The organism is Streptomyces sp. NPDC047017, assembly GCF_040644175.1.
In the GTDB taxonomy this organism is placed as follows: domain Bacteria; phylum Actinomycetota; class Actinomycetes; order Streptomycetales; family Streptomycetaceae; genus Streptomyces.
Genome location: NZ_JBEYVW010000001.1, coordinates 610760 through 636109, shown reverse-complemented (window position 1 = coordinate 636109; position 25350 = coordinate 610760). Strand labels below are relative to the sequence as shown.

At 71.5% G+C, this 25350-nt stretch carries 28 protein-coding genes; 5 read left to right on the top strand and 23 right to left on the bottom strand.

Annotated features, from left to right (window positions below):
* Positions 1 to 29: 29 nt before the first annotated feature.
* On the top strand, positions 30 to 1259 hold the full coding sequence (locus tag ABZ858_RS03030) for a TerD family protein (protein WP_361371971.1): 1230 nt from the start codon (positions 30 to 32) through the stop codon (positions 1257 to 1259).
* A 3-nt stretch (positions 1260 to 1262) separates the two neighbouring features.
* Here the strand turns inward: ABZ858_RS03030 and ABZ858_RS03025 are convergent, their stop codons facing one another.
* From ABZ858_RS03025 to ABZ858_RS03015, 3 genes are all read right to left on the bottom strand, one after another.
* A complete protein-coding gene (locus ABZ858_RS03025) occupies positions 1263 to 1874 on the bottom strand; it encodes a TetR/AcrR family transcriptional regulator (protein WP_361371719.1) in 612 nt (203 codons plus the stop codon).
* Between the two features lie 357 nt (positions 1875 to 2231).
* Positions 2232 to 3812, bottom strand: a complete 1581-nt coding sequence (locus ABZ858_RS03020) for a TROVE domain-containing protein (RefSeq protein ID WP_361371716.1) — start codon at positions 3810 to 3812, stop codon at positions 2232 to 2234.
* 379 nt (positions 3813 to 4191) lie between these two features.
* Positions 4192 to 5688 (bottom strand): hypothetical protein, encoded by a 1497-nt coding sequence (locus ABZ858_RS03015; protein ID WP_361371713.1) that lies wholly within the window; start codon positions 5686 to 5688, stop codon positions 4192 to 4194.
* Positions 5689 to 6014: 326 nt separating this feature from the next.
* On the opposite strand from ABZ858_RS03015, the gene ABZ858_RS03010 reads away from it, so the two are divergent.
* A complete protein-coding gene (locus ABZ858_RS03010) occupies positions 6015 to 7841 on the top strand; it encodes an endonuclease/exonuclease/phosphatase family protein (protein ID WP_361371710.1) in 1827 nt (608 codons plus the stop codon).
* A gap of 7 nt (positions 7842 to 7848) precedes the next feature.
* Here ABZ858_RS03010 and ABZ858_RS03005 read toward each other — a convergent pair whose 3' ends face one another.
* The 5 genes from ABZ858_RS03005 to ABZ858_RS02985 form a co-directional block, all read right to left on the bottom strand.
* Complete coding sequence (locus ABZ858_RS03005) at positions 7849 to 8562, bottom strand: antibiotic biosynthesis monooxygenase (RefSeq protein ID WP_361371708.1); 714 nt, start codon at positions 8560 to 8562, stop codon at positions 7849 to 7851.
* 162 nt (positions 8563 to 8724) lie between these two features.
* A complete protein-coding gene (locus ABZ858_RS03000; RefSeq protein WP_361371705.1) occupies positions 8725 to 9279 on the bottom strand; it encodes a DUF3618 domain-containing protein in 555 nt (184 codons plus the stop codon).
* Complete coding sequence (locus ABZ858_RS02995; RefSeq protein ID WP_361371969.1) at positions 9276 to 9686, bottom strand: phage holin family protein; 411 nt, start codon at positions 9684 to 9686, stop codon at positions 9276 to 9278. The genes ABZ858_RS03000 and ABZ858_RS02995 overlap by 4 nt, the downstream gene beginning before the upstream one ends.
* Positions 9687 to 9803: 117 nt before the next feature.
* A complete protein-coding gene (locus ABZ858_RS02990; RefSeq protein ID WP_361371702.1) occupies positions 9804 to 10526 on the bottom strand; it encodes a hypothetical protein in 723 nt (240 codons plus the stop codon).
* Positions 10523 to 10684, bottom strand: coding sequence for a hypothetical protein (locus tag ABZ858_RS02985; RefSeq protein ID WP_361371699.1), 162 nt, complete (start codon positions 10682 to 10684; stop codon positions 10523 to 10525). The genes ABZ858_RS02990 and ABZ858_RS02985 overlap by 4 nt, the downstream gene beginning before the upstream one ends.
* 156 nt (positions 10685 to 10840) lie before the next feature.
* Between ABZ858_RS02985 and dapA the strand changes: the two genes are divergently transcribed.
* Positions 10841 to 11770, top strand: a complete 930-nt coding sequence (gene dapA, locus ABZ858_RS02980) for a 4-hydroxy-tetrahydrodipicolinate synthase (RefSeq protein WP_361371697.1) — start codon at positions 10841 to 10843, stop codon at positions 11768 to 11770.
* Positions 11771 to 11774: 4 nt separating this feature from the next.
* A complete protein-coding gene (locus ABZ858_RS02975; RefSeq protein WP_361371694.1) occupies positions 11775 to 12278 on the top strand; it encodes an HAD domain-containing protein in 504 nt (167 codons plus the stop codon).
* A gap of 30 nt (positions 12279 to 12308) precedes the next feature.
* On the opposite strand, the gene ABZ858_RS02970 is transcribed toward ABZ858_RS02975, so the two are convergent.
* From ABZ858_RS02970 to ABZ858_RS02960, 3 genes are read right to left on the bottom strand one after another with little or no spacing between them, the layout of a single operon-like run.
* Positions 12309 to 12851 (bottom strand): SMI1/KNR4 family protein, encoded by a 543-nt coding sequence (locus tag ABZ858_RS02970; RefSeq protein ID WP_361371692.1) that lies wholly within the window; start codon positions 12849 to 12851, stop codon positions 12309 to 12311.
* Positions 12841 to 13206, bottom strand: coding sequence for a hypothetical protein (locus ABZ858_RS02965; RefSeq protein ID WP_361371689.1), 366 nt, complete (start codon positions 13204 to 13206; stop codon positions 12841 to 12843). Before ABZ858_RS02965 ends, ABZ858_RS02970 begins: the two co-directional genes overlap by 11 nt.
* Positions 13196 to 13756: a bifunctional DNA primase/polymerase gene (locus ABZ858_RS02960; RefSeq protein ID WP_361371686.1), complete on the bottom strand. Its 561-nt coding sequence runs from the start codon at positions 13754 to 13756 to the stop codon at positions 13196 to 13198. Before ABZ858_RS02960 ends, ABZ858_RS02965 begins: the two co-directional genes overlap by 11 nt.
* 387 nt (positions 13757 to 14143) lie before the next feature.
* On the opposite strand from ABZ858_RS02960, the gene ABZ858_RS02955 reads away from it, so the two are divergent.
* Positions 14144 to 15379 (top strand): hypothetical protein, encoded by a 1236-nt coding sequence (locus ABZ858_RS02955; RefSeq protein ID WP_361371683.1) that lies wholly within the window; start codon positions 14144 to 14146, stop codon positions 15377 to 15379.
* A 36-nt stretch (positions 15380 to 15415) separates the two neighbouring features.
* Here ABZ858_RS02955 and ABZ858_RS02950 read toward each other — a convergent pair whose 3' ends face one another.
* The 12 genes from ABZ858_RS02950 to ABZ858_RS02895 form a co-directional block, all read right to left on the bottom strand.
* Positions 15416 to 16345, bottom strand: coding sequence for an aminoglycoside phosphotransferase family protein (locus tag ABZ858_RS02950; protein WP_361371680.1), 930 nt, complete (start codon positions 16343 to 16345; stop codon positions 15416 to 15418).
* A gap of 373 nt (positions 16346 to 16718) precedes the next feature.
* The gene (gene dapD, locus ABZ858_RS02945) at positions 16719 to 17705 is read right to left on the bottom strand and encodes a 2,3,4,5-tetrahydropyridine-2,6-dicarboxylate N-succinyltransferase (RefSeq protein WP_361371677.1); all 987 of its coding nucleotides are present in this window, start codon (positions 17703 to 17705) and stop codon (positions 16719 to 16721) included.
* Positions 17706 to 17749: 44 nt separating this feature from the next.
* The gene (locus ABZ858_RS02940) at positions 17750 to 18304 is read right to left on the bottom strand and encodes a TetR family transcriptional regulator (protein ID WP_361371674.1); all 555 of its coding nucleotides are present in this window, start codon (positions 18302 to 18304) and stop codon (positions 17750 to 17752) included.
* Positions 18304 to 18627, bottom strand: a complete 324-nt coding sequence (locus ABZ858_RS02935; protein WP_361371671.1) for a multidrug efflux SMR transporter — start codon at positions 18625 to 18627, stop codon at positions 18304 to 18306. Before ABZ858_RS02935 ends, ABZ858_RS02940 begins: the two co-directional genes overlap by 1 nt.
* A 96-nt stretch (positions 18628 to 18723) precedes the next feature.
* Complete coding sequence (locus ABZ858_RS02930) at positions 18724 to 19056, bottom strand: metal-sulfur cluster assembly factor (RefSeq protein ID WP_361371668.1); 333 nt, start codon at positions 19054 to 19056, stop codon at positions 18724 to 18726.
* Positions 19053 to 19520, bottom strand: coding sequence for a Fe-S cluster assembly sulfur transfer protein SufU (sufU, locus tag ABZ858_RS02925; RefSeq protein WP_361371665.1), 468 nt, complete (start codon positions 19518 to 19520; stop codon positions 19053 to 19055). Before sufU ends, ABZ858_RS02930 begins: the two co-directional genes overlap by 4 nt.
* Before the next feature lie 11 nt (positions 19521 to 19531).
* Positions 19532 to 20788, bottom strand: coding sequence for a cysteine desulfurase (locus tag ABZ858_RS02920; protein ID WP_361371662.1), 1257 nt, complete (start codon positions 20786 to 20788; stop codon positions 19532 to 19534).
* On the bottom strand, positions 20785 to 21549 hold the full coding sequence (gene sufC, locus ABZ858_RS02915) for a Fe-S cluster assembly ATPase SufC (RefSeq protein ID WP_018567631.1): 765 nt from the start codon (positions 21547 to 21549) through the stop codon (positions 20785 to 20787). The genes ABZ858_RS02920 and sufC overlap by 4 nt, the downstream gene beginning before the upstream one ends.
* 7 nt (positions 21550 to 21556) lie before the next feature.
* Positions 21557 to 21880: a non-heme iron oxygenase ferredoxin subunit gene (locus tag ABZ858_RS02910; protein ID WP_361371658.1), complete on the bottom strand. Its 324-nt coding sequence runs from the start codon at positions 21878 to 21880 to the stop codon at positions 21557 to 21559.
* Positions 21877 to 23058, bottom strand: coding sequence for a Fe-S cluster assembly protein SufD (gene sufD, locus ABZ858_RS02905; protein WP_361371655.1), 1182 nt, complete (start codon positions 23056 to 23058; stop codon positions 21877 to 21879). Before sufD ends, ABZ858_RS02910 begins: the two co-directional genes overlap by 4 nt.
* 59 nt (positions 23059 to 23117) lie before the next feature.
* Positions 23118 to 24539: a Fe-S cluster assembly protein SufB gene (sufB, locus tag ABZ858_RS02900; RefSeq protein WP_361371652.1), complete on the bottom strand. Its 1422-nt coding sequence runs from the start codon at positions 24537 to 24539 to the stop codon at positions 23118 to 23120.
* Positions 24536 to 25279, bottom strand: a complete 744-nt coding sequence (locus ABZ858_RS02895) for an ArsR family transcriptional regulator (RefSeq protein ID WP_361371649.1) — start codon at positions 25277 to 25279, stop codon at positions 24536 to 24538. Before ABZ858_RS02895 ends, sufB begins: the two co-directional genes overlap by 4 nt.
* Positions 25280 to 25350: the final 71 nt, after the last annotated feature.

Genomic DNA, 25350 nt, shown 5'->3' with positions numbered 1-25350 from the left:
GCCTGGCTCGTTCATCCGGCATGACAGCTATGACCCCCGGCTCGAACATCCCCCTCTCCACCGCCCGTATCACGGTCGACGTGGCCGCTCCGGTGCGGCTGGACGTCTCGGGCCTGCTGCTCACCGCCGACGGCAAGGTGCGCTCGGACGACGACTTCATCTTCTACAACCAGTCCTCCGGGCCGGGCGTGACGTACCGCTCGGGCGGCGGCGCCGCACCGGACGCGATCACCGTGGACACGGCCGCGGTGCCCGCCGGCATCGAGAAGATCGTGGTCACCGCCAGCCCGGACGCGGCCGGGCAGACCTTCCAGGGCATCGAGCCCACGGCCACGCTCCGCGACGCGGACGGCGGCGCGGTGCTGGCCACCTTCACCCCGCCCCGGCTGGGCACCGAGACGGCACTGGTGGTCATGGAGATCTACCGGCGGGCCGGCCAGTGGAAGGCGCGCGCCGTGGGCCAGGGGTACGCCGACGGCCTCGCGGGCATCGCGACCGACTTCGGGGTGTCCGTGGAGGAGCCGGCCGCCGCCCCGCCGCAGCCGGTGGCCCCGCCGCACCCGGGCACCCCGCCGCGGACCGACGTCCCGCCGCCGCCCGCCATGGCCCCCCAGGTCACCCTGCGGGACCCGGCCGCTCCCCCGGCGCCCCCGGCTCCCGCCGCGCCCGCGCCCGGCACCGGGAAGATCAACCTCGACAAGGGCCGGGTCAGCCTGCGGAAGAACCAGACGGTGTCGCTGGTGAAGGGCGGCCGGCCGCTGCTGGCCCAGGTGAAGATGGGGCTCGGCTGGGAGCCGGCGTTCCGCGGCGCCGACATCGACCTGGACGCCTCCGTCATCGCCTACGGCCCGCAGCGCGACCACGTCGACAGCTGCTACTTCGGCAAGCTGTCCATCCTGAACGGCGCGGTCAAGCACTCCGGTGACAACCTCACCGGCGAGGGCGCGGGCGACGACGAGGTGATCGTGGTCGACCTCGGCCGCCTGCCGCAGGAGGTCACCGGCCTGGTGTTCACCGTGAACTCCTTCTCCGGCCAGAAGTTCACCGAGGTCGCCAAGGCGTACTGCCGTCTGCTGGACGCGGCCAGCGGCGAGGAGCTGGTCCGCTTCGACCTCACCAACGCCGAGGCCCAGACCGGCGTACTGATGGCCAAGCTCATCCGCCAGTACTCCGGCGAGTGGGAGATGACCGCCATGGGCGACTTCGTCAAGGCCCGCACCGTACGGAACATGGTGAAGCCGGCCGCCCAGGCGCTGTAGGGCTCACGGGACGTCGACGGAGGGCGGCGGGCAGGGCCGCGCCCGCAGCCCCTCCGTCAGCAGGGACAGATACCGGCGGATGGAGGTGCCCTGCCCGTCCGCCGGTCCGTCCGCGAGTTCGGAGGCCGTCGTCACCCCGTGCGCGAGGCGCAGCACCTCGACCGGTTCCACGTCGGCCCGCAGAAACCCGTCCCGCTGCGCCGCCCGCACCAGTCGGGTCGCGGCCTCCTTGATCGCCGTACCGCAGACGGTGACCGCCGTCGCGCTGCCGTCCGTGACGGCCGACCCCAGCAGCGCCTTCAGCCCGCGCACCTGGACCGACCCGGCGCACAGCTCGTGCAGCCACTGGGTGAGCGCCTCGTCCGGCGGCAGCCGCAGCGCCAGTTCGTCCGCGCGGGCGGCGATCGCCTCGATCCGGTCGAGGTAGGCCGCCTCCAGCAGGGAACGGCGGTTGGGGAAGTGCCGGTAGAGGGTGCCGGAGCCGACGCCGGCCCGCTTGGCGATGTCGTCGAGCGAGGCGTTCTCCCCGTGCTCGGCGAAGGCCCGCGCCGCCACCTCCAGCAACCGCTCGTAGTTCCGGCGGGCGTCCGCGCGCATGGGCCTGCCCCGCGTCATCCAGCAACTCCTTGCGCACCGGAGGTCATCTCCGTATTTTACGGGAGACGAAACGGAGACAGTCCCCGTTTACTCGCTCGGGCGAAGCCGCCGCCCCCATGCCCTCCAGCCCCTCGGCCGCGTCGGGCCCGTCAACCGCCGCTTCCGGCCGGTCGACCGCTCCAGGCCGGTCAACGGCTTCCGGTTCCCCGGCCACCTCCGGTTCCCCGGCCGCCTCCGCCCTCCTCCCCGTGCTGGCCCGCTACCGCCAGGCCCTGCTGGACAGGTCCGCGGACGACCCGACCCGGCCCACCGGCGGACCGGCCCCGCCCCAGCCCCAGAGCCCCAGCCCCAGAGCCCCGGCCCCAGCCCCAGCCCCTACAGCCAAGGCCAGTCCGCGTCCCGGGCCCCTTCGAGCAGCGGCACCATCCGGAAGGCGGCGTCGGTGAGACCGCCGAAGGTGTGCCGCTGGTCCGTACCGGAGGGGCCGTGGCCCGCGCGGTGGCCGGCGAGGTTCCAGGTGTAGACCGGCACCCGCGCCGGGACCTGCTCGGTCGGAGCGCCGTGCCGGCTGTGGGCGTACTGCTCGTCGGTGACGATCAGCACCCGGTCGTGGCCCCGGTAGTGCCGCCGTACCGCGCCGGTGGTGTCGGTGCCGCCCAGGTCGCCGAAGCGCTCCAGGATTTTCAGCACCGACTCGCCCGCGCGGAAGGGCACTCGCCCGCTCGTCGTCCCGAACTCGACGAGGTCCGCGTCCGCCGCGCGCAGCGCCAGCGCGGCCCCGAAGACGGCCGCCGCGTCCGCCCGGTTCAGCTCGGAGCGGTCCGACAGCCGCGAGCAGAACATCGAGCCCGAGCGGTCCACGAGGACCAGCGTGCGGCCGGGCAGGGCGGGCACATGGGCCAGCGAGTGCCCCAGCGCCCGCTCCAGCGGGTACGCCCAGCGCAGCGACGGCGCGTGCTGGTAGGCGGCGAGGTAGCGGAACGGGAACTGCCGCGAGCGCGCGACCTCGGCCGGGTCGCTGATCTTCGCGGCGACGCGGGCGGCCACTTCGTCCGAGACCCCGGCCTGGTCGAAGTTGCGCAGGTTGCGCACGAGCGCCATCGCTCCCATGGAAGGGATCACCGCCTCCCAGGCCGCGCGGTCCATCGGCCCCCGCAACCAGCCGGCCTGCGCCTCCCAGGTCAGACCGGCCGCCGCCAGCCGCTCGGCGCCGTCCGGCGCGGTGACGACCGCGCGGCGCCGCTCGACCGGCAGCGCCATCAGCTCGCGGTGGGCGGCGAGCACCGGCACGGACGCGGGCGGCTCGGCCGCCTCCGGGTGGTGGCGGCGGTCCAGCGCGTACCGGAACAGGTCGCCCTGCCAGGGCTTGTCCGCGTCCGGCGTGGCGTGCACGAGGTTGAGGATGTCGCCGAAGCGGTAGCCCTTGCCCGCGGTGTCGTACTTCAGCAGCGAGGTGCCGGTGTAGAGGCGGCGTACGGCATCCGCGATGCCGCGCTTGACCGGCTTGGGCACATTGCGCCCGTGCACGGCGGTCCAGTACGCCAGCAGTTCACCGGGCTCGTCGGGGCGCCGCAGCACCCGGGCCACGACCTGGCGATTGGCCGGGCCGTCGGTGGCGCCGGCCGCCAGCCGCGCGTGCACGTACTCGGCGGCGCCCACGATGGAGGCCGTCCGCATGCCGCCGTCGCCGCGCAGCCAGCCGAGCAGGCCGGCCGTCCAGGACGGGTCACCGACGGCGAGTTCGCGCACCAGCCGCGTGAACCGGTCGTCGCGGTCGGCGCCGGACTCGTAGAACGTCCGCTGCCCGACCATGTTGGAGACCGCGAGCAGGAAGAGTTCCGAGCGGGCGTCGCGCTCGTGGCCCCGGCCGCCCTCGTGGGTGCGCGGCGCGCCGCCGGTCGTGGTGACCGGCGAAGTCGCCGGCGGCCGGGCCGCCTTGGTGTTGAACCGAGTCATGGTGAATCCCCCCGAATTCGAATTCATCGATGCTGGGGGGAGGCGCAGCAGAAGGAGGGTGCCCGAGATCAGAGGTCGGCGACGGACTGTGTCAGATGCTCTGCCGATTGAGCTACAGCGACCTTGAGCCGATGACGGGACTCGAACCCGCAACCGTCCGATCCGAAGAAGTAACCGTTGCCTGCGCACCGGGCACCCACCATGAGCTGCGCCTCCCGAGATCAAGTCGGCGGCGGCGTGGATTCTGTGAAAGAGAAGTAGCCGCAGCCCGCGCACCGGGAGTGCGCCGCGTCGTGGTCCCACTGTAGGAGGCACGGCCCGGGGCGGGCGAGCGAATAGATCTCCGCCCGACCGCCCCCGTGCATCGCACTGCGTCCCGTCAGTTCCCCTGCGCCGACCGCGCCTTGAACGCGGCCTTGCGTGCCTCCTTGGCGATCTTCTTGTCCGGGTGCAGCCGCCCCATCGCCTCCAGCACGTCCGCCGTCTGCGGGTGGTCCACCCGCCAGGCCGCCGCGAAGAAGCCGCTGTGCTGCTCGGCCAGGCCCTGGACGAGCGCGTGCAGTTCCTCGGACTCGCCCTCGGCGGCCAGTTGGGCGGCCACGGTGTCGATGGTGAGCCAGAAGATCAGGTCCTGGGTGGGCGGCGGTACGTCCGCCAGGCCCCGTTCGGTCAGCCAGACCCGGGCCAGCCCGCCCAGCTCCGGGTCGTCGAGCACCTCGCGCAGCGCCGGTTCGGCCACGGCGCCCACCAGGGACAGCGCCTGCTGGCAGCGCAGCCGGCGCAGCGGGGCCCCGGCGTCCGCGCCACGGGCCGCGGCGAGCAGCTCCCGCGCGGCGGCCAGCGGCTCGCGGCGCGCCAGCCACTGCTCGGTCTCGGCGTGCGAGGCGGCGGGCGGGAACACGGCGGTGCCGTCGAGCAGCGCGTCGGCCCCCTTGTCCGCGAGGTCGCCGACGGCCGGGGCGTCATGGCCCGCCTCCAGCAGCCGGGCGCGCATCCCGTACAGCCCGAGCGGGGTCAGCCGCACCATGCCGTAGCGGGTGACGTCGGTCTCGTCGACCGGCGCGGACGGCTCGGCGCCCTCCTGGGCCCGGCCGGCACCCGCAGCCCGGCCGGCATCAGCTTCCACGTCCGTGTCGATGTCCGCGTCGGCGTCCGTCAGCAGCGCCTCGTCCACCGGCCGGTACTCGACCAGCCCGGCCGGTTCCAGCAGCCGGAACTGGTCGTCGAGGCGCATCATCGCGTCGGAGACCTGTTCCAGTATGTCGTTGGTGGGCTCCCCCATGTCGCTGGGCACGATCATGGAGGCGGCGAGCGCGGGCAGCGGCACCGGGGCGCCGGCCGGGCCGTCCGCGCCCACGGTGAGCAGGTAGAGGTTGGCGAGCACGCCGTCCAGGAACTCCGCCTCGGCCCGCGGGTCCCAGTCCAGCCCGGACAGGTCGACGGCGCCGCCCTCGTCCATCGCGTCGAGCAGCCCGTCCAGATCGGGCACGCTCGCGTCGGCGAGCACGGCCTCCAGCGCGGTCAGCCAGACGGTGAGCACGTCGTGCGGCGAGCCGCCGGTGAGCTGCCGCAGCTCGGCACCGGCCGCGACGGCGCCGGTCTCCTCGTCGGTGATCTCGACGAGCCCGGCGTCGACGGCGGTCCGCCAGGCCTCGCTCGCCCCGGCGGCGGCGTCGTCCCCGCTCAGCTCCAGCGCCTCGGCCGCGGCGGGCAGCTGCTCGGGCACCAGCGCGCCGCCCGCGTCGACCCGGGTCTCGGGGCCGGCCCAGCGGGCGAGCCGGGCGGCGCGGGACAGCAGCGGGGTGGCGAGGGCGTCCCGGGCCAGCTCCGCTTCGGGAGCCAGCCGCACCGGCGGCAACGGGGACCTGTCTGACATCGGCTGGTTCTCCTAGCGGGCCTGGGCCCAGAGGTCTGAGCGCTCAGAGGGCCTGAGCGCCCCGGGGCCTGGAAGGCTGACGACTCGACCGCTCAGCCTAGACGGGTTTCCACCCATGCCGCCCGGTTCATCTCCCCGACAGCCCGCGTACATGGCCGAAACCTTGACAACTGGCCTGGCCGGGCAGGAGATTGACGCGCGTAGAAATCGGCGGACACCTGTTCACCGACCCGCTACGCGCGTCGCGCCGGACCCACCGGCCGCGGCTCCCGGTTCCCCGTTCCACCCTCGTCCCGGCGCACCTGTACGTCCCCGGAGGGATTCCGTTGCCGAGCAAGTCTTCCGCCCGTTTCGCCGCGCTCACCGTCGCCGCGGTGTGTTCCGTCGCGTCCACGATCGTCCTCACCTCGCCCGCGCACGCGGAGTCCGTGCGCATCCACGACATCCAGGGCACGACCCGGACCTCCCCGTACGCCGGCCAGAAGGTCGCGGACGTGGCCGGAATCGTCACCGGAGTACGCACCTACGGCTCGTCCAAGGGCTTCTGGATGCAGGACCCGCACCCGGACGCCGACCCGGCCACCAGCGAGGGCGTCTTCGTCTTCACCAGCTCCGCCCCGAAGGTCGCCGTCGGTGACTCGGTCACGGTCACCGGCACGGTCTCCGAGTACGTCCCCGGCGGCACCTCCTCCGGCAACCAGTCGGTCACCGAGATCACCAAGCCGACGGTCACCGTCGTGTCCAGCGGCAACGCGGTCCCGGCCCCCGTGGTCATCGACGCGCGCTCGGTCCCGGCCGCCTACACCCCGGCCGGCGACCCCGCCGCGAACGGCTCGGTGGGCGCCCTGACCCTCCGGCCCAAGAAGTACGCCCTGGACTACTACGAGTCCCTGGAGGGCATGAACGTCCAGGTCGCCGACGCCCGGGTGGTCACCGGCACCGACCCGTACAGCGAGCTGTGGGTCACGGTGAAGCCGTACGAGCACCCCACCCGCCGCGGCGGCACGGTGTACGGCTCCTACACCTCCCAGAACACCGGCCGGCTCCAGATCCAGTCGCTCGGCCCGACCTCCGCCTTCCCGGCGGCGAACGTCGGTGACACCCTCACCGGCGCCACCACCGGCCCGCTGGACTACAACCAGTTCGGCGGCTACACCCTCGTCGCCGACCGGCTCGGCACGCTCAAGGGCGGCGGGCTCCAGCGCGAGACCACCCGCAAGCAGTCCCGCGGCGAGCTGGCGGTGGCCACCTACAACGTGGAGAACCTGGACCCCTCGGACGGCACCTTCGCCGCCCACGCCTCCGCGATCGTGAACAACCTGCGCTCGCCCGACATCGTCTCCCTGGAGGAGATCCAGGACGACAACGGCGCCACCGACGACGGCACGGTCGACGCGAGCCAGACCGTGAACAAGCTGATCGACGCGATCGTCGCGGCCGGCGGCCCGAAGTACGACTGGCGCTCCATCGACCCGGTCAACGACCAGGACGGCGGCGAGCCCGGCGGCAACATCCGCCAGGTGTTCCTGTTCAACCCGCGGCGGGTCTCCTTCACCGACCGCCCGGGCGGCGACTCGACCACCGCGGTCGGCGTCACCAAGGTGCACGGCAAGGCGGCGCTGACCGCCTCGCCCGGCCGGATCGACCCGGCGAGCGAGGCGTGGAAGTCCAGCCGCAAGCCGCTGGCCGGCGAGTTCGTCTTCCGCGGCCGTACGGTCTTCGTGATCGCCAACCACTTCGCCTCCAAGGGCGGCGACCAGGGCCTGACCGCCCAGTACCAGCCGCCGGTCCGCAGCTCGGAGACCCAGCGCCACCTCCAGGCGACCGAGGTGAACGCCTTCGTCAAGGACATCCTGAAGGTGCAGCGGAACGCGGACGTCATCGCGCTCGGCGACCTGAACGACTTCGAGTTCTCCGGCACCGCGAAGATCCTCGAAGGCCGCGGCGAACTGTGGTCCGCGATCAAGTCGCTGCCCGCGAGCGAGCGCTACACCTACGACTACCAGGGCAACGAGCAGGTCCTCGACCAGATCCTCATCAGCCCCGCGATCCGCCGCGGCGGGGACTTCGCGTACGACAGCGTGCACCTGAACTCGGAGTTCCACGACCAGATCAGCGACCACGACCCGCAGGTGCTGCGGTTCCGGCCGTGACCTCGGCTCAGGCGGGCACCAGGCCGAACGTGTGCTCGTAACGGCTGACCGAGCTGCTCTTCAGGCCCGGCCACCGCTGCACGTGCCGCCACTGCGCGGTGGCCGAGCCGACGCCGTCACCGGGAGCGTCCAGCGCGTCGATGTGCGCCTGGGCGCTCTCCCACTCGGCGTAGTTCAGCACCCGGGTGCCGTCGGTGCTCAGATGGAAGTGGGCGCCGATCCCGCCGGGCCGCGGCTGCGGATCGCTCGCCAGGGCGTCGAAGACGGCGTCGACCCAGGCGCGCTGCTGCTCGGGGTCGGGGCCGTCGAACTCGACCTCGACGATCACGACGCAGCCGGGCACCCGGCCGCCCCGGTCGGCGGCCCCGCCGCTGCGGTAGCGCCGGTAGCGGCCGAGCCCCGGCCGCTCGATCCCCGGCACGGCCGCGTCGATCTCGTCGACGCGGTCCGGCCGCCCGGTCCGCGCGAAAGCGGCGTGCGCCCGCTCGTCGGTCCACTGCGAGTAGTGCAGCAGCGTGGAGCCGTCGTGGCCGGTGTAGAGGTGGTGGGCGAGCAGTTCGTCGGCGGGCCAGGGGTGGCGCTGCCAGGAGGCGGCGACCGCCTCGACCGTGCGCCGTTGCCGCTCGGGGGTCCCCACCCGCCAGGTGCTGAAGAGGGGCGAGCCGACGCGGGGATCGGTGAGGTCGGGGTGGGTGTCGGTACGGCGGGCGGCGGAACGCATCGGGGCCTCCGCGGAACGGGGATGGGTGAGTCGGACAACGACCACCCTCCGACCTGAACCATGCTTGAGGTCAAGCCCTGATGCGCACCACAGGGGAGGCCGCCCCACCGGTCCGGTGGGGCGGCCTCCCCTGGCTTGCCCTCCCTGTCCTGCCCTCGTACGTCAGCGGCACCCGCGGCGCCGCCGGCGCAGCAGCAGACCGGCGGCCGTCACCGCCACCGCCCCGGCCGCGCCCGCGATCACCAGCGACCGCGGATTGCGCCGGTACCCCTGGACGGCGCCGCGCACGGTCCGCCGGGCGGGGCGCCCGGCCGGATACCCGGCCGAATCCACCGGGAGACCGGCGGACTCCACCGGATACTCGGCCGGCTCCACCGGATACCCGCTCCGGTACGCGCCGTCGCCGTGCGCCGTGCGCCCGGCCCCGGTGACCTTCTCCTGGGCCTTGTGGCCGGCCCGCACCGCCCGCTCCTGCACGCGGTGCCCGGCCTGCGCGGCACCGCTGCGCATCTGGACGGTCATCGCGCCGGCCTTGTCCCGCAGGTCGGCCGCGCGGGCCTTGGCGCGGCCCTTCACATCGGCCTTGGCCGCCAGCTCCTCGACGGTGTCGCCGAGACGGCTCCTGGTCTCCTCGATCTGCTGCCGCAGCTCGTCGGGGCCCTTCGCGCCGACACCCTGCGCGGGCCCGTCGGCCGCCCCCTGCGTCCTGTCCGTCATCGGTGGTGCGCCCTTTCCTTGATCTCCTCGACGTCCGCCTTGACGCTGCCGATCGTCTCCTTCGGCGCGGGCGACCCGGCGCTGCGCAACTGCCCGCGGCCGGTGAGGGCCAGCACGCCGGCCACCGCGAACAGCACCGCGGTCACGATGAGCGCGGCCGCCCACACGGGCAGCACCAGCGAGAGCGCGGCGACGCCCGTACCGGCGAGCGCGAACAGCCCGACGTAGGCGACGGCACCCGCCGCGCCCAGCAGTCCGCCGCCGCGTCCCATCCGCCGGCCCTTGGCGGACAGTTCCTCCTTGGCGAGGGCCACTTCCTGCCGTACGAGCAGGGAGAGATCTTCGGTGGCCTGGTGGACGAGTTCGCCCACCGGCCGGTCGCCCGCCGGGCGGTGCGTCTCGCGCAGCGGCCTGGCATCGATGGTCCCGGTCACGGTGTCCCGCCTCCTCTCGGTCCGGAACAGCCGGGTACCCCGGGCCGGGAGCGCTACCCCTGGCCGGGACGCTACCCCTGGCCGGGAGCGCTACCCCTGGCCGGCGCCGCCGGACCCGCCGGGCCCGTGCTCACCGAGCCGGGCCAGCTCGCTCTGGAACCAGTCGAGCCGCGCCTGCAACAGAGCCGCCTCCGCCACCAGTTCGGGCACGCCGAGTTCCCCGGCCCCCTCCGGGACGGGCGGCGCCGCGGGCGCGCCCCCGGTACCGGCCGGCAAGGGGTGGGCGGCGACCACCCGCAGCCCGTCCCCGGCCAGCCGGGCGAAGGCCGCGAGTGTCACGGACGTACGCCCGCGCACGCACCCGGCGCAGGCCGGTGCCAGCGCCCGGCGGCCGGGCCTGCCCCAGCCCGCGTCGGCCAGCACGGCCGCCGCCGCGCCGCACGGACACGGCCCGGCCGTCATGGTCCGCACCCGCTGGCGGGCGAAGCGGAATCCGCGCTCGAACCGGATGTACGCCCCGAGGACGGAGACCTCCAGAAGTACCGCCCCCCGGTGCTCGGCCGTGCACAACAGCGCCTCGGCGACCCGGCGTTCGTGTACGCAGTGGAAGCCGCAGTCGCACAGCCGGGCGGGCGGCCGGTGCCGCCGCCCGTAGACGCAGGCGGCCTCGGCGACGACACCGTACGGCAGCGCACCGCCGAGCGACACCCCGGTGAACCCGGCCCGCGTGCCGTCCTGGGACAGCACCGGATGGGCGATCTTGTACCCGGTGGGCGGCTCCGCCGGACGCTCCGCCGGCAGCCGCAGCCTCATCGCGCGGCCGGAACCTCTTCGACGACGGTGCCCTGCGACTCCTCCGGAACCTCCACGGCCCGTACGGGGCTGTCCGCCAAGGCGGCGCGCGCCCCCCGCTCCCGCCCCTGCTCCCGCTCCTCCGCGACCCCGGTGGCCAGTGCCTTGCCGAGCTTCATGACGCCTCCCATGAGCTGCCCGTCAGCGACCTTCTCCCCCATGGTGACCCATACCGCCGACTTTGGACACAGCGCACGGTAGCTCCAGCACCGCTTACCAATACGCTGTAGAAATTTTAAGTGGAGCTTCACGGTCACCTTGCCGAGACTGTCCCCATGAAGACCGCACCCGGCAGGACCGCCGATCGCCACCCTTTCGGCCGCGCCCTGTGCGCCATGATCACGCCCTTCACCGAGGCGGGCGCGCTCGACCTGGACGGCGCCCGGCGGCTGGCCGCCCGGCTGGTGGACGAGGGGTGCGACGGCCTGGTCCTGAACGGCACGACGGGCGAGTCCCCGACCACGACGGACCGCGAGAAGGCCGCTCTGATCCGGGCCGTGCGCGAGGCGGTCGGGGACCGCGCCGCACTCGTCGCGGGCGTGGGCACAGCCGCCACCCGGCACACCGTGGAACTGGCCCTGGCCGCCGAGCAGGCGGGCGCGGACGCGGTGCTGGTGGCCACGCCGTACTACAGCAGACCCCCGCAGGACGCCGTCGAGGCGCACTTCCGCACGGTCGCGGACGCCTCCGGGCTCCCGCTCATGCTCTACGACGTCCCGGCCCGCACCGGCACCCGCATCGAGCCGGACACCCTGCTGCGCCTGGCCGGCCACCCGGGGATCGTCGCCCTCAAGGACTGCTCCAACGACTTCCTCACCGCCCAGAAGCTGCTGTCCCGCACCGACCTGGCCCTCTACGCGGGCTGCGACGAACACAACCTGGCCCTGTACGCACTCGGCGCCGCCGGCTACATCAGCACGGTCGCGAACCTGGCCCCCGCCCCGCTGCGCGCCGTCCTGGACGCGTTCGACGCGGGCGAGAGCGCACGGGCGGCCCGGCTCCAGCAACGGGCCACCGAACTCATCGAGTCGACGATGGCATCCGGCCTCCCCGGCACGGTCACCGTGAAGGCCCTGCTAGGCGCGCTCGGCCTGCCCGCGGGCCCGGTCAGAGCCCCGCTGCTCCCCGCAGCACCGGCGAGGACGGAAGAACTGCTGGCAGCCTACGAACGCCTCACAGCCCCCGCGGCGTCGGCCGTACGCTGACCCGGTGAACCGCCCCTTGCTGTTCCTCGACGTCGACGGCCCCCTCAACCCCTGGGCAGCCAAGCCCGAACGACGCCCCGAGGGCTACACCACGATCCGGGCCACCCCGACCCCGGGCCGGACCCTGCGCGTCTGGCTCAACCCCACCCACGGCCCGGCACTGCTGCGCCTGGGCTACGACCTGTGCTGGGCCACCACGTGGATGGCCGAGGCGAACCGCTGGATCGCCCCGGTCGTGGGCCTGCCCGAACTCCCCTACGTCGACTTCGGCACGAACCTGTTCGCCCCGCGCCCCGACGACGTCCACTGGAAGACGGAAGCGATCGTGGCGTACGCCGCGGGCCGCCCCTTCGCCTGGGTCGACGACGAACAGACCCCCGCGGACACCGCCTACGTCACCACCGAACACCCGGGCCCCGCCCTGCTCCACCACGTCGACCCACGGGTGGGCCTGCGCGAGCCTGACTTCAGGACACTGGCGGAGTTCGCCGCGTCGTTGAACCCGTGACGGCCCCCCATGTGATGGTCATGGCCATGTTCACCCGAGGTCGAACCACGGCTTCCCGGCGGCCCAATGCCCGACCCACCCGGCAAAACCCGGCTCGGCGGTGGTGTACCCGAACCCGGCACCGAACGGAGTGGCACCTTTCCCGGTGATCAACCACACGTGCCCGCGGTGCGGACCGGTGACGACAAGATGCCAGTACATACCGCACCCCTCCGTCCCCAGTACGACCGACCCATGATCGAAAACCGCGTCCGGAGGCACCTCACCGTCCTCCTCCCACAGCCACTGCGAGGTGAGCGGAAAGGCCCGACTCAGCTCACGCTCCGCCCGACCGCCACCCCGGTCCCCGGGCACCTCCGCCAGACCCATCAGCCCATACTCAGGCGGCCCGGCGGAGGAACCGTCGGCGATCTCAGCGACGACCGTCCGATACGGCTCCGGCAGCACCACACCGTGCTCGGCCTCGAAGGCCCGCACTCCTCCCCACCCCAGCGCGCACCGCCCACCACCGCCACCGGCAAAGGCGCCCCGAATCACCGCAAGCTCACCAGGAACCACCTGCTCAGCATTCACGGGACCCATCGATACCAGGTGGCACTGACAGCGGTTTCCCCATCGACATAGGTTGCTCCACAGTGGTCGGTACAGGCTCATCATCGGCGCAGACCCGCCTGAATCCACTTGCCAGCGCCAGCCGCAGCAGCTCCGCAAGGCGTTCGGCCGTACCGGGAGACACCCGGCCCAGATCGACGAGGCCACTCCCCGAGGCGTTCAAGTCCGCCCGCAGACAAGGGAAGTCCTTCTCCATACCGGCGTTCATGAGGGCGTCCCGCAGTGCGGTCGTCGCGTTCCGCGCCGCGTACCATCCCTCACTGTCGGCGGGCGGCCAAGCGGCGGCGTCGCGCCCGCTGGTCGGCTCATCCCGCATCGGTCGACGTCTCCTCCGGAAGCGCGGCGACCGCGGCGTACGGGGTCGGGTACTGCTCGTCGAAGCGGTCGATCCTCGTGAGGAGTTCCGCGGAGGCCACCAGCGCCGTGGCAAGGGCCACCGGCCGCAGCGGGTTGGCCTCCGGGCGGCGCATCGGCGCGCGGAGCCACTGGTAACGGTCGGCGGACAACGGAATGGGCCCGGGCACGACGACAGCGGACCCTTCGCCGAGGTACCGGTGCGGCGGCGGGGAGGGAGTTTCGCGTCCGAGATAGTGCGTGAAGGTGTCACGGCTCTGCGACCCGAGGAAGAAACCGACACGCCGGGCCTTGCGGTCGACGACCGAGGGCCCGAACGGCATGCCGCTCCGCAGAAGGCGGTCGAACATCTCCAGTCCCAAGCGCTCTTCCACGCTCACCACGTCGAAGTACCGTCCGGTCGCCAGCAGGCACGGCATCCGCGGGTCGTCCGCCCAGACCTGTCGGCACTGCTCGGGGTCGTCCGCCGCCGCAGACAGCCACTCCATGCCTCGTCCGGTCATCCTCTGCATGTCGTCTCACCCTCGGTCGGACTGCGGCGCGGCTCCGATGCCGCCGTAGGCCCAGACTCATGGCTCGGCCCCTGAGCAGGGCAGATGACGAGAGATGACGGGGGATGACGCGTCCACGGATGCCACGTCATCCCCCGTCACCCTGTACCTGTGGCGATCTCCGATCACTGCCTGCGAGAGGCGATGAACTGCGCGTACATTCGGCAGCAGCCTCCGAGACGTCGCGCGGAGAGCGCCCAGGGAGCAAGGGATCACGTCTTCATGGAGCCGACCAGTGCCCGCTTACGTGCCGCTCGTACCGACCGGGGCTGGAGTCAGCCACGGCTGGTGAGGGAGTTGCGTCGGGTCGCTGCCGCGCGTGGGCACCAGCTTCCGTCGGACGCCGGCGTGAAGCGCCGTATTGCCAGTTGGGAGAACGGCCACAGCACCCCGGACGACTTCTACGGGCCACTTCTGTGCGACGTCTTCGCCACCAACGCAGCGGAACTCGGATTGCCCCATGGAGAACTCAGGGACACAGCGCTGCTCGGCTCCGCGTATCCGGCCGGCCCGGACGACGCCGTCGAGACGGTCGGCCGGTTGTGGCGTGCGGACCTCAGCCAGTACGAGCCGTTGCTGACGGCGGAGCCGTCCGAACCCGCGTGGAACGAGGCGTCCCTCCGTTGGTTGGTCGCGCCCGAACCGGGCGTCCTCCGGCAGCGTGCCGAGGGTGTACGGGTCGGCTTCGGGGACGTGGCAGCCGTGAAGACCACGATGGACATGTTCGCCCAGCTGGACGACCAGTTCGGTGGAGAGCACGCACGTCGATCGGTCATCCAGTACCTCAGCAACGATGTGGCCCCGCTCCTGCACGGCCGCTACACCGAGCAGGTGGGACGGGCTCTGTTCTCCACCGTGGCGGAGGCGACCCTCCTTGCCGCCTGGATGTCGTACGACGCCTGCCGTCATGGGCTAGCTCAGCGCTACTTCCTCCAGGCGCTCCGGCTCGCCCAGGACGCCGACGACCGCCGGCTCGCGGGCAGCATCCTGTCAGCGATGAGCCATCAGGCGACCTATCTGGGGAAGTACACCCAGGCCGCGACTCTCGCCCGCGCCGCGCTCATGGGCATCTCCTCGGTCGCCACGCCGACGCTGCGCGCTCAGTTCCACGCGATGGAGGCCCGCGCTCTCGCGCGCACCGGCGACGTGGGCGCCTGCCAGGCCGCCCTGAGCGCGGCGACCACGGCCCTCGAAGGCCGGAACAGCCAGGACGAGCCGGAGTGGATCAGCTACTTCGACGAAGCCGAGCTGGCCGCCGAAGCCGCTCACTGCTTCCGGGACGTCAACCGCGCCCGGCAGGCCGTCGCCCACGCCGCGAACGCCATGAGCGGCAGCCACGTGCGGAGCGACTTCTTCGCGGCCATGGTCCTGGCCGACGCCCAGCTGCGCGCCGGGGACATCGAGGAGGCATGCCGCACAGCACTCGACGCGCTGGATCTCGGAGAGCAGCTGAAGTCCGCGCGATGCGTCGGCTACCTCACGGACTTCCGGCGGACCCTCAGCGCGACCGGCCCCAGCACCGCAGCGCATGATCTCGCGGAACAGGCCCAGGAGCACAGACTGTGGGTAGCGGCGGCTCAGTAACTTGACGAGACACCTCCGGACAGCACCACCGCCCCGTCAGAAGGCACTCCACGAGTCACGCCCCTCCCCCGTCCGCAGTGACCGCACTCGCCGGGCGAACTCAGCGGCGGCGCGCTCGCTGGTGCCCACCTGATGGCCCACCCACGCCACCATCATCAGCTCCCGCAGGTCGGCCAGGGTCTCGTATCCGGGCCAGTTCATGACATCGAAGCCGTACCGATGGACGAACTCGGCGTACTCCGCTTCGGTGTGCCAGCCGTACCGGTCGTAGTAGATCGCGGTGAGGATCAGATCCCATTCGCGCGGGGCGAGAACAAAGCCGTCGAGGTCGATGAGGACGGCATGCCCGTCCCGGTGACGGAGCACGTTCCCGATGTTGGCGTCTCCGTGTACGACCCCGGCGGCCAACACGAAGTCCAGCCGCCCGTAATCCTTGGCGAGCCTGGCCGCCCGCTCCTCAAGGAAGGACCGGTCGTCACCGGGCACGGCATCCAGCCCGTCCAACGACCTTGCCAGCTTGGCCAGAGGATCGAAGCAGGGCAGACACAACGACTCAGGTTCCTCCAGCCAGTGCAGCCGACGCAGCAGGTCGGCCAACTCCCCGACGGTCGCGTACTCCTCCCGCTCCTGCACGCTCTCCCAGAAGGTCACCACCTGACCGCGCACGACGAACGGTTGGGCAACGGTACTAGGCACACGCACAGCCGGAAAGTCGTCCACCTCAAGCCACCGAGCGACACCGACGACCCGTTCCACATCCACCAAGTCGGCCGGTTCACGGGCGATACGAACGATGACCGGCAAGGACGCCAACCGATACACGGCGTTGGAGCCGATCCGCAGCAACTCCGCTCCACGAGCGTCCAGCCCGGCAACCTCACACGCCTCACGCAGAACGACCGCCAGCCCCTCCGCCGTGAACGCCGGCCCACCACCGACCGGCCCCACGCCACTGCCCGAGATCATGCCTTCGACGATACGACGCAGCGCATCCCAAGACAGATGCCGGCAAGGCCCGCACGGCTAGGACGCAAGCCGTCTCTGCGGCGCAGCTCGCTTCCTGTCTCCGCCCCGGCTGGCCGCACCCGCCGGCTGCGGGAGAAGCTAGTGTCCCACCGCTTCGTAGTGGGCGGCAGCTCGATTTCTCAGCTGTCGTGGCATCTTGCGCATGGGGCACAGTCCTGACGTTGTAGCGGTGCTCACGCACGAGCGCCCTCCCCGGCCGTCGTCGGGCCGCGGAAGGGCGCTCACCGATGACCAACGCCGGCAGCCACCGACAACTCAGCAGCAGCTCACAACGCGGATCGACAACACGGCCGCAAGTCACGGCCGCCCCAGCTCAGTTGTGGCTGTGCAACACCTCGTTCAAGCCGCCCCACACCGCATTGTTAGGCCGCGCCTCCACCGCCCCCGTGACCGAGTTGCGGCGGAAGAGGATGTTGGAGGCGCCGGAGAGGTCGCGGGCCTTGACGATCTGGCCGTCGGGCATGGTGACGCGGGTGCCGGCGGTGACGTACAGGCCGGCCTCGACGACGCATTCGTCGCCGAGCGCGATGCCCACGCCCGCCTCGGCGCCGATCAGGCAGCGCTCGCCGATGGCGATGATGACGTTGCCGCCGCCGGAGAGGGTGCCCATGGTGGAGGCGCCGCCGCCGATGTCGGAGCCGTCGCCGACCACGACGCCCGCGGAGATGCGGCCCTCGACCATGGAGGTGCCCAGGGTGCCCGCGTTGAAGTTGACGAAGCCCTCGTGCATCACGGTGGTGCCCTCGGCGAGGTGCGCGCCGAGCCGGACGCGGTCGGCGTCGGCGATGCGGACGCCCTTGGGGGCCACGTAGTCCGTCATGCGCGGGAACTTGTCGATCGAGGTGACCTGGAGGTGCAGGCCCTCGGCGCGGGCGTTGAGCCGCGCCTTCTCGATGTCGTCCACGGCGACCGGGCCGAGCGAGGTCCAGGCGACGTTGGCGAGGTGCCCGAAGATGCCGTCCAGGCTCTGGCCGTGCGGCTTGACCAGGCGGTGGGAGAGCAGGTGCAGGCGCAGGTAGACGTCGTGCGCGTCGAGCGGCTTCTCGTCCAGGGAGGCGATGACCGTGCGGACCGCGACCACCTCGACGCCGCGGCGGGCGTCCGGCCCGGTCGCCGCGGTCGCGCCGCCGCCGAGCAGTTCGGCGGCGCGCTCGGCGGACAGCCGCTCGGTACCGGCCGGGCCGGGCTCGTCCGTCAGCTCGGGGGCGGGGAACCAGGTGTCGAGGACGGTGCCGTCGGCGGCGATCGTGGCGAGTCCGGCGGCCACGGCGCCGGTGGTGCGGGGAGCGGTGTCGGTCATGGGGAAAACCTAACGTGGGGCGGGGTGCGGGAGCGAACCGTGTCTCACGTGCCGGGCGGCACTTGGGGGATCACCCGGGACAGCGCCTCGCGGGCGTACTCCTCGTCGTACGAACCTCCGGTCAGCAGGACTTGCAGGCAGATGCCGTCCATCAGCGCGAGCAGGGCCCGTGCGGTGACCGGGTCCGTGCGTCCGGCGAGCAGTGCCGCCGTCTGCTCGGCCCATTCGGCGGCCACGGGTCGCAGCGCGGGGCGGCGCAGCGCGGCCAGGTACAGCTCGTACTCCAGTTCGGTGCCCGGCCGGTCGCCGACCAGCCACTGGCCGAGGACCCGGGCGAGTCCGGCCGCGAGGTCGCCGTCCGCGTCGGCCAGGACCCCGCTGGCGGCCAGGACGCCGGCGAAGCCCTCGCTGGCCTGGCGGAGGGCGGCCACCAGCAGGTCGTCCAGGGTGGCGAAGTGGTACGTGGTGGAGCCGAGCGGCACGTCGGCCTCGGCGGCGACCGTGCGGTGGCTCAGCCCGGCGAGGCCGTCCCGCGCGGCCACGCGGATCGCGGCGTCGATGATGCGCCGGCGCCGGTCGGGGTCGTAGCGGCGGGCCATCAGTGGGTCGCTCCGCCGAGGTTGAGGAGCACCACTCCCCCGATGATCAGCAGGATGCCGGCGACCTTCGGCACGCCGAGCCCCTCCCCGAACAGCAGCAGGCCGAGCACGGCGACGGCGGCGGTGCCCATGCCGGACCAGATCGCGTACGCGGTGCCGATCTGCACCGACTTCAGCGTCTGCGCGAGCAGCGCGAAGGAGACCAGGTATCCCAGTGCCGTCAGCAGCGAGGGCCAGAGCCTGCTGAACCCCTCGCTGTACTTCAGCGCCGTCGTGGCGGCGACCTCGGCGGCTATGGCGCCGGCCAGCGTCAGATATCCCATGTGTACGAGCGTACACAACGCTGCGTACGGGCGTACACAACGCAGGAGCGGCGGCACCCGGGACGGGTGCCGCCGCTTCGCGTCAACGACGAGTGCTCAGACGTTGAACCCGAGCGCCCGCAGCTGCTCGCGGCCGTCGTCCGTGATCTTGTCGGGGCCCCACGGCGGCATCCAGACCCAGTTGATGCGCAGTTCGTTGACGAGGCCGTCCGTGGCGGACCTGGCCTGGTCCTCGATGACGTCGGTGAGCGGGCAGGCCGCCGACGTCAGGGTCATGTCGACGGTCGCGATGTTCGCGTCGTCGACGTGGATGCCGTAGATGAGGCCCAGGTTGACGACGTCGATGCCCAGTTCGGGGTCGACGACGTCCATCAGGGCCTCGCGCAGCTCCTCTTCCGAGGCCGGCTTCACTTCCACGGTCTCGCTCATGCGGTCTTCCTTTCGGCGTCGGCGCCGTCCAGCGCCTGGGCCGTCGCGTCCTTCCAGGCCATCCAGCTCAGCAGGGCGCACTTGACCCGGGCCGGATACTTGGACACCCCGGCGAACGCGACCGCGTCCTCCAGGATCTCCTCCATCGCGTCGTCGGGTTCGATCTTCCCCTTGGACTGCATCAGCTCCAGGAAGGTCTCCTGGATCTTCCGCGCGTCGGCCAGGTCCTTGCCGACCAGCAGATCGTTCAGCACGGAGGCCGAGGCCTGGCTGATGGAGCAGCCCTGTCCCTCGTAGGAGACGTCCTCGACCGTCGTGCCGGCGTACTTCACCCGGAGGGTGATCTCGTCGCCGCACGTCGGGTTCACGTGGTGTACCTCGGCGTCGCCGTCCCGCAAGCCCCGTCCGTGCGGGTGCTTGTAGTGGTCCAGGATGACTTCCTGGTACATGGAGTCCAGCTTCACGCCTCAGCCCCTCATCCGAAGAAGTTCCGTACGTGCTCCAGGCCGTCGACCAGGGCGTCGATCTCGGCCGGCGTGGAGTACAGATAGAACGACGCTCGCGTGGTCGCGGGAATTCCGTACCGCAGGCAGACGGGCCGGGCGCAGTGGTGGCCGACCCGGACCGCGATGCCCTGCTCGTCGAGGACCTGGCCCACGTCGTGCGGGTGGATGTCACCGAGCGTGAAGGAGATCGCGGCGCCGCGCTCCTCGGCCGTGGTGGGGCCGATGATACGCAGGTCGGGGACCTCCGCGAGCCGCTTCACCGCGTACTCGGTGAGCGCGTGCTCGTGGGCGAGGATCTTGTCCATCCCGATCGAGTTCAGGTAGTCGATCGCCGCGCCCAGACCGATGGCCTGGGAGATCGGCGGGGTGCCCGCCTCGAACTTGTGCGGGGCGGGGGCGTAGGTCGAGGAGTGCATCGACACCGTCTCGATCATCTCGCCGCCGCCGAGGAACGGAGGCAGGTCCTCCAGCAGCTCCTGGCGGCCCCAGAGCACGCCGATGCCGGTCGGGCCGCACATCTTGTGGCCGGTGAAGGCCACGAAGTCGGCTTGCAGCGCCTGCACGTCCAGCGGCATGTGCGGGGCGGCCTGCGAGGCGTCGACGCAGACCAGGGCGCCGACCTCCTGGGCGCGGCGGACTATCGCCTCGACCGGGTTGTGGGTGCCGAGGATGTTGGAGACCAGCACGAAGGAGACGATCTTCGTCTTCTCGGTGATGACCTCCTCGATGTTCGACAGGTCGAGGCGGCCGTCGTCGGTCAGGCCGAACCACTTCAGCTTCGCACCGGTGCGCTGCGCGAGCAGCTGCCACGGCACGATGTTGGAGTGGTGCTCCATCTCCGTGATGACGATCTCGGTGTCCTGGTCCACCCGGTAGGGCTCGTCGGCCCAGCCGAGCATGTTCGCCACGAGGTTCAGCGACTCGGAGGCGTTCTTGGTGAAGATCACCTCGTCGCGGCTGGGCGCGTTGATGAACTCGGCGACCTTGTCACGCGCGCCCTCGTACAGCGCCGTGGCCTCCTCGGCGAGCACGTGCACGCCGCGGTGGACGTTGGCGTTGTGCTGTTCGTAGTACTCGGAGAGCACGTCGAGCACCTGGCGCGGGGTCTGCGAGGTCGCCGCGTTGTCCAGGTACACGAGCTTCCTGCCGTCGTGGACCAGCCGGTCCAGCACGGGGAAGTCCTTGCGGATCGCCTCGGTGTCGAGGAGGCCCGGCAGCTGTGTCACGCGGATGCGCCACCCTTCACGTATGCCTCGTAGCCCTCGTTCTCCAGCTTGTCGGCGAGTTCGGCGCCGCCGGACTCGACGATGCGACCGCCGGAGAAGACGTGCACGTAGTCGGGCTTGATGTAGCGCAGGATGCGCGTGTAGTGCGTGATCAGCAGGGTGCCGACCTCACCGGTCTCGCGGACCCGGTTCACGCCCTCGGAGACGATCCGCAGGGCGTCGACGTCCAGGCCGGAGTCCGTCTCGTCGAGGATGGCGACCTTCGGCTTGAGCAGCTCCAGCTGGAGGATCTCGTGGCGCTTCTTCTCACCGCCGGAGAAGCCCTCGTTGACGTTGCGCTCGGCGAAGGAGGGGTCCATGTGGAGCCGCTCCATGGTCTCCTTGACCTCCTTCACCCAGGTGCGCAGCTTGGGGGCCTCGCCGCGGATGGCGGTGGCGGAGGTGCGCAGGAAGTTGGAGACCGAGACGCCGGGGACCTCGACCGGGTACTGCATCGCCAGGAACAGGCCGGCGCGGGCGCGCTCGTCGACGGACATCTCCAGGACGTCCTCGCCGTCCAGGGTGACGGTGCCGCCGGTGATCGTGTACTTCGGGTGACCCGCGAGCGAGTAGGCGAGGGTCGACTTGCCGGAGCCGTTGGGGCCCATGATGGCGTGCGTCTCGCCCTGCTTCACGGTGAGGTCGACGCCCTTGAGGATCTCCTTCGTGGCGTTGTCGGCCTCGACGGTGACGTGCAGGTCTCGGATTTCAAGCGTTGCCATGGGTGCCTCAGGACTCCTGGGAGAGGGAGACGAGCACGTCGTCCCCTTCGATCTTTACGGGGTATACGGGGACGGGACGCGTCGCCGGAAGACTGTCGGGCTTGCCGGAGCGGAGGTCGAAGCGCGAGCCGTGCAGCCAGCACTCGATGTGACAGTCGTCGACCTCGCCCTCGGCGAGCGAGACGTTCGCGTGCGAGCAGATGTCGTGGATCGCGAACACCTCGCCCTCGGTGTGCACCACGGACAGAGGCGTGCCGTCGAGTTCCACCCGTTTCGGGGTGTCCTCCTCCAGCTCGCTCAGCCCGCACACACGGACGAATGCGGGGCTCATGCGACCGACGCCTCCAGCTCCTCCTCGATCTTGGCGAGCAGGCGCTCCTCGATGTCCTTGACACCGATCTGCTGGACCAGTTCGGCGAAGAAGCCGCGGACCACGAGGCGGCGGGCCTCGTGCTCCGGGATGCCGCGGGCCATCAGGTAGAACAGCTGCTCGTCGTCGAAGCGGCCGGTGGCGGAGGCGTGGCCGGCGCCGACGATCTCACCGGTCTCGATCTCCAGGTTCGGCACGGAGTCGACCCGGGCGCCGTCGGTGAGCACCAGGTTGCGGTTCATCTCGTAGGTGTCGGTGCCCTCGGCGCGGGCCTCGATGAGCACGTCGCCGATCCACACGGCGTGCGCGGCCTCGCCCTGGAGCGCGCCCTTGTAGACGACGTTCGACTTGCAGTGCGGGGCGTCGTGGTCGACGAAGAGCCGGTGCTCCTGGTGCTGGCCCGTGTCGGTGAAGTACAGGCCGAACATCTCGACCTCGCCGCCGGGGCCGGCGTATGTCACGCGCGGGTGCAGCCGGACCAGGTCGCCGCCGAAGGTGACGACGACCGACTTGAAGGAGGCGTCCCGGCCGACCAGCGCGTTGTGCTGGCCCACGTGCACGGCCTTGTCGTCCCAGTCCTGCACGGAGACGACGGTGAGCTTGGCGCCGTCGCCCAGCAGGTAGTCGACGTTGGCGGCGACGACCGCGTCACCGGTGTGGTCGATGACGACGACGGCCTCGGCGAACGCGCCCAGCTCGATGATCTGGTGGCCGTAGGCGACCCCGCCGTCGCCGTGCACCGCGATGCGGATCGGCTCGGCGAGGACGGTCTCCTTGGGGACGGTCACGACGGAGGCCAGCTCGAAGGCGGAGTACGCCTGGGCGGCGACCCGGTCCACCGGCATACCCGCGCGGCCGAGCCGCGCGTCGTCACGGCCGACGCTCTCCACGGTCACGCCCTCGGGGGCCTGCACGGCCACCTTCACGCCGCCGCTGGCGGTCGCGGTGCCGTCGTGCAGCCCGCGCAGGCGCTCCAGCGGGGTGAACCGCCACTCCTCCTCGCGGCCGTGCGGGACCGGGAAGTCCGCCACGTCGAAGGACGGGGGCGCGCTCATGCGCGTGGCGACGGTCGACTCCGCGGCGACCGCGATCTGGCCGGCGGTGGTGGACCCCACCGGGATGTTCTGGGCCTCAGCCATGGCTGTCGGTCTGCTCTCTTCCTACGTCGGTGTTCGCTGGCTGTCCGGGCGGGCGGGCGTCAGCCGACCGCGCCTTCCATCTGCAGCTCGATCAGCCGGTTCAGCTCCAGCGCGTACTCCATGGGGAGTTCCTTGGCGATCGGCTCGACGAAGCCGCGCACGATCATCGCCATCGCCTCGAACTCGGACAGGCCGCGGCTCATCAGGTAGAAGAGCTGGTCCTCGGAGACCTTGGAGACGGTCGCCTCGTGGCCCATGGACACGTCGTCCTCGCGGACGTCCACGTAGGGGTAGGTGTCGGAACGGGAGATGGTGTCCACGAGCAGCGCGTCGCAGAGCACGTTGGACTTGGAGCCCGCGGCGCCCTCGCCGATCTCGACCAGGCCGCGGTACGAGGTGCGGCCGCCGCCGCGCGCCACCGACTTGGAGACGATGTTGGACGAGGTGTTCGGCGCCATGTGGACCATCTTGGAACCGGCGTCCTGGTGCTGGCCCTCGCCCGCGAAGGCGATGGACAGGGTCTCGCCCTTGGCGTGCTCGCCCATCAGGTAGACGGCCGGGTACTTCATCGTCACCTTGGAGCCGATGTTGCCGTCGATCCACTCCATGGTCGCGCCCTCGTAGGCGACGGCGCGCTTGGTGACCAGGTTGTAGACGTTGTTCGACCAGTTCTGGATGGTCGTGTAGCGGCAGCGGGCGTTCTTCTTGACGATGATCTCGACGACCGCGGAGTGCAGCGAGTCCGACTTGTAGATCGGCGCGGTGCAGCCCTCGACGTAGTGCACGTAGGCGCCCTCGTCGACGATGATCAGGGTCCGCTCGAACTGGCCCATGTTCTCCGTGTTGATGCGGAAGTAGGCCTGGAGCGGGATCTCCACGTGGACGCCCGGCGGGACGTAGATGAAGGAGCCGCCCGACCACACGGCGGTGTTCAGGGAGGCGAACTTGTTGTCGCCGACCGGGATCACCGTGCCGAAGTACTCCTTGAAGAGCTCCGGGTGCTCCTTGAGGGCGGTGTCCGTGTCCAGGAAGATGACGCCCTGCTCCTCCAGGTCCTCGCGGATCTGGTGGTAGACGACCTCCGACTCGTACTGGGCGGCCACGCCGGCGACCAGGCGCTGCTTCTCGGCCTCCGGGATGCCCAGCTTGTCGTAGGTGTTCTTGATGTCCTCGGGCAGGTCCTCCCAGGACTCCGCCTGCTTCTCCGTGGAGCGCACGAAGTACTTGATGTTGTCGAAGTCGATCCCCGACAGGTCCGAGCCCCAGTTCGGCATGGGCTTCTTCTCGAACAGGCGCAGGCCCTTGAGGCGGAGCTTGGTCATCCACTCCGGCTCGTTCTTCTTCGCCGAGATGTCCCGGACCACGTCCTCGTTCAGGCCGCGCTTGGCGGAGGCACCGGCCTCGTCGGAGTCGGCCCAGCCGTATTCGTACTTGCCCAGGCCCTCGAGTTCGGGGTGGGCAGTCTCCGTGGGGAGAGTCATGCGGGGTTCCTCCCGGCCGTGCTAGCAGATGCGTCAGTGGAAATCTTGGGGATGAACGTCGTGCAGACGCCGTCGCCGTGGGCGATGGTCGCCAGTCGCTGGACGTGGGTACCCAGCAGCTCGGCGAAGATCTCGGTCTCCGCCTCGCACAGCTGCGGGAACTGTTCCGCGACGTGGGCGACCGGGCAGTGGTGCTGACAGAGCTGCTCACCCTGGTGCGGGAGGGGCGCGCTGCGCGCCGTAGCAGCGTACCCGTCCATGCTCAGGGCCTTGGCCAGCGCTTCGGCGCGTCCGTCGGGTCCGGCCGCCTCGATCGCCCGGCGGTACGCGCGCGCCTGCGCGGCGATCCGGGCCCGGGCGAAGGCGGCGACCGCCTCGGGACCGCCCTCCCGCTCGGCGATCCAGCGCATCGCGTCGGCGGCGAGCTTGTCGTACGACTGGTCGAAGGCGTCCCGGCCGCAGTCGGTCAGGGCGAACACCTTGGCGGGCCGCCCGCGCGTGCGCGCGCCGTACACCCGCCGCTCGCGCGCCTCGACGACCTCGTCGGCCGCCAGCGCGTCCAGATGGCGCCGCACGGCGGCCTGGGTGAGGCCCAGCCGCCCGGCCAGCTCGGCGACGGTCGACGGGCCGTGGTCCAGGATGGACCGCACGACCCGGTTGCGCGTGGAGCGCTCACCGGTCGCGATCTCCTCCTGCGGGGTCCCCGTACGGGTCTCCCGAGCCTCGCCGACGTTTTTCACAACACCATTGTTGCGTAATTCGGCGGAGCCTGACAAGCGCCCTTGCTCCGGGTGGACGGTGCCCTGCGTCA

Coding starts and splice junctions, on each gene's coding strand:
- ABZ858_RS03000 (WP_361371705.1), bottom strand. CDS start 9,279: ATGACGGACAGGACGCAGGGGGCGGCCGACGGGCCCGCGCAGGGTGTC.
- ABZ858_RS03020 (WP_361371716.1), bottom strand. CDS start 3,812: ATGACTCGGTTCAACACCAAGGCGGCCCGGCCGCCGGCGACTTCGCCG.
- ABZ858_RS03030 (WP_361371971.1), top strand. CDS start 30: ATGACCCCCGGCTCGAACATCCCCCTCTCCACCGCCCGTATCACGGTC.
- ABZ858_RS02935 (WP_361371671.1), bottom strand. CDS start 18,627: ATGGGATATCTGACGCTGGCCGGCGCCATAGCCGCCGAGGTCGCCGCC.
- ABZ858_RS02930 (WP_361371668.1), bottom strand. CDS start 19,056: ATGAGCGAGACCGTGGAAGTGAAGCCGGCCTCGGAAGAGGAGCTGCGC.
- ABZ858_RS03005 (WP_361371708.1), bottom strand. CDS start 8,562: ATGCGTTCCGCCGCCCGCCGTACCGACACCCACCCCGACCTCACCGAT.
- ABZ858_RS02990 (WP_361371702.1), bottom strand. CDS start 10,526: ATGAGGCTGCGGCTGCCGGCGGAGCGTCCGGCGGAGCCGCCCACCGGG.
- sufD (WP_361371655.1), bottom strand. CDS start 23,058: ATGGCTGAGGCCCAGAACATCCCGGTGGGGTCCACCACCGCCGGCCAG.
- ABZ858_RS03025 (WP_361371719.1), bottom strand. CDS start 1,874: ATGACGCGGGGCAGGCCCATGCGCGCGGACGCCCGCCGGAACTACGAG.
- ABZ858_RS02910 (WP_361371658.1), bottom strand. CDS start 21,880: ATGAGCCCCGCATTCGTCCGTGTGTGCGGGCTGAGCGAGCTGGAGGAG.
- dapA (WP_361371697.1), top strand. CDS start 10,841: ATGAAGACCGCACCCGGCAGGACCGCCGATCGCCACCCTTTCGGCCGC.
- sufB (WP_361371652.1), bottom strand. CDS start 24,539: ATGACTCTCCCCACGGAGACTGCCCACCCCGAACTCGAGGGCCTGGGC.
- ABZ858_RS02985 (WP_361371699.1), bottom strand. CDS start 10,684: ATGAAGCTCGGCAAGGCACTGGCCACCGGGGTCGCGGAGGAGCGGGAG.
- ABZ858_RS03015 (WP_361371713.1), bottom strand. CDS start 5,688: ATGTCAGACAGGTCCCCGTTGCCGCCGGTGCGGCTGGCTCCCGAAGCG.
- ABZ858_RS02940 (WP_361371674.1), bottom strand. CDS start 18,304: ATGGCCCGCCGCTACGACCCCGACCGGCGCCGGCGCATCATCGACGCC.
- ABZ858_RS02950 (WP_361371680.1), bottom strand. CDS start 16,345: ATGATCTCGGGCAGTGGCGTGGGGCCGGTCGGTGGTGGGCCGGCGTTC.
- ABZ858_RS02960 (WP_361371686.1), bottom strand. CDS start 13,756: ATGCAGAGGATGACCGGACGAGGCATGGAGTGGCTGTCTGCGGCGGCG.
- sufC (WP_018567631.1), bottom strand. CDS start 21,549: ATGGCAACGCTTGAAATCCGAGACCTGCACGTCACCGTCGAGGCCGAC.
- dapD (WP_361371677.1), bottom strand. CDS start 17,705: ATGACCGACACCGCTCCCCGCACCACCGGCGCCGTGGCCGCCGGACTC.
- ABZ858_RS02965 (WP_361371689.1), bottom strand. CDS start 13,206: ATGCGGGATGAGCCGACCAGCGGGCGCGACGCCGCCGCTTGGCCGCCC.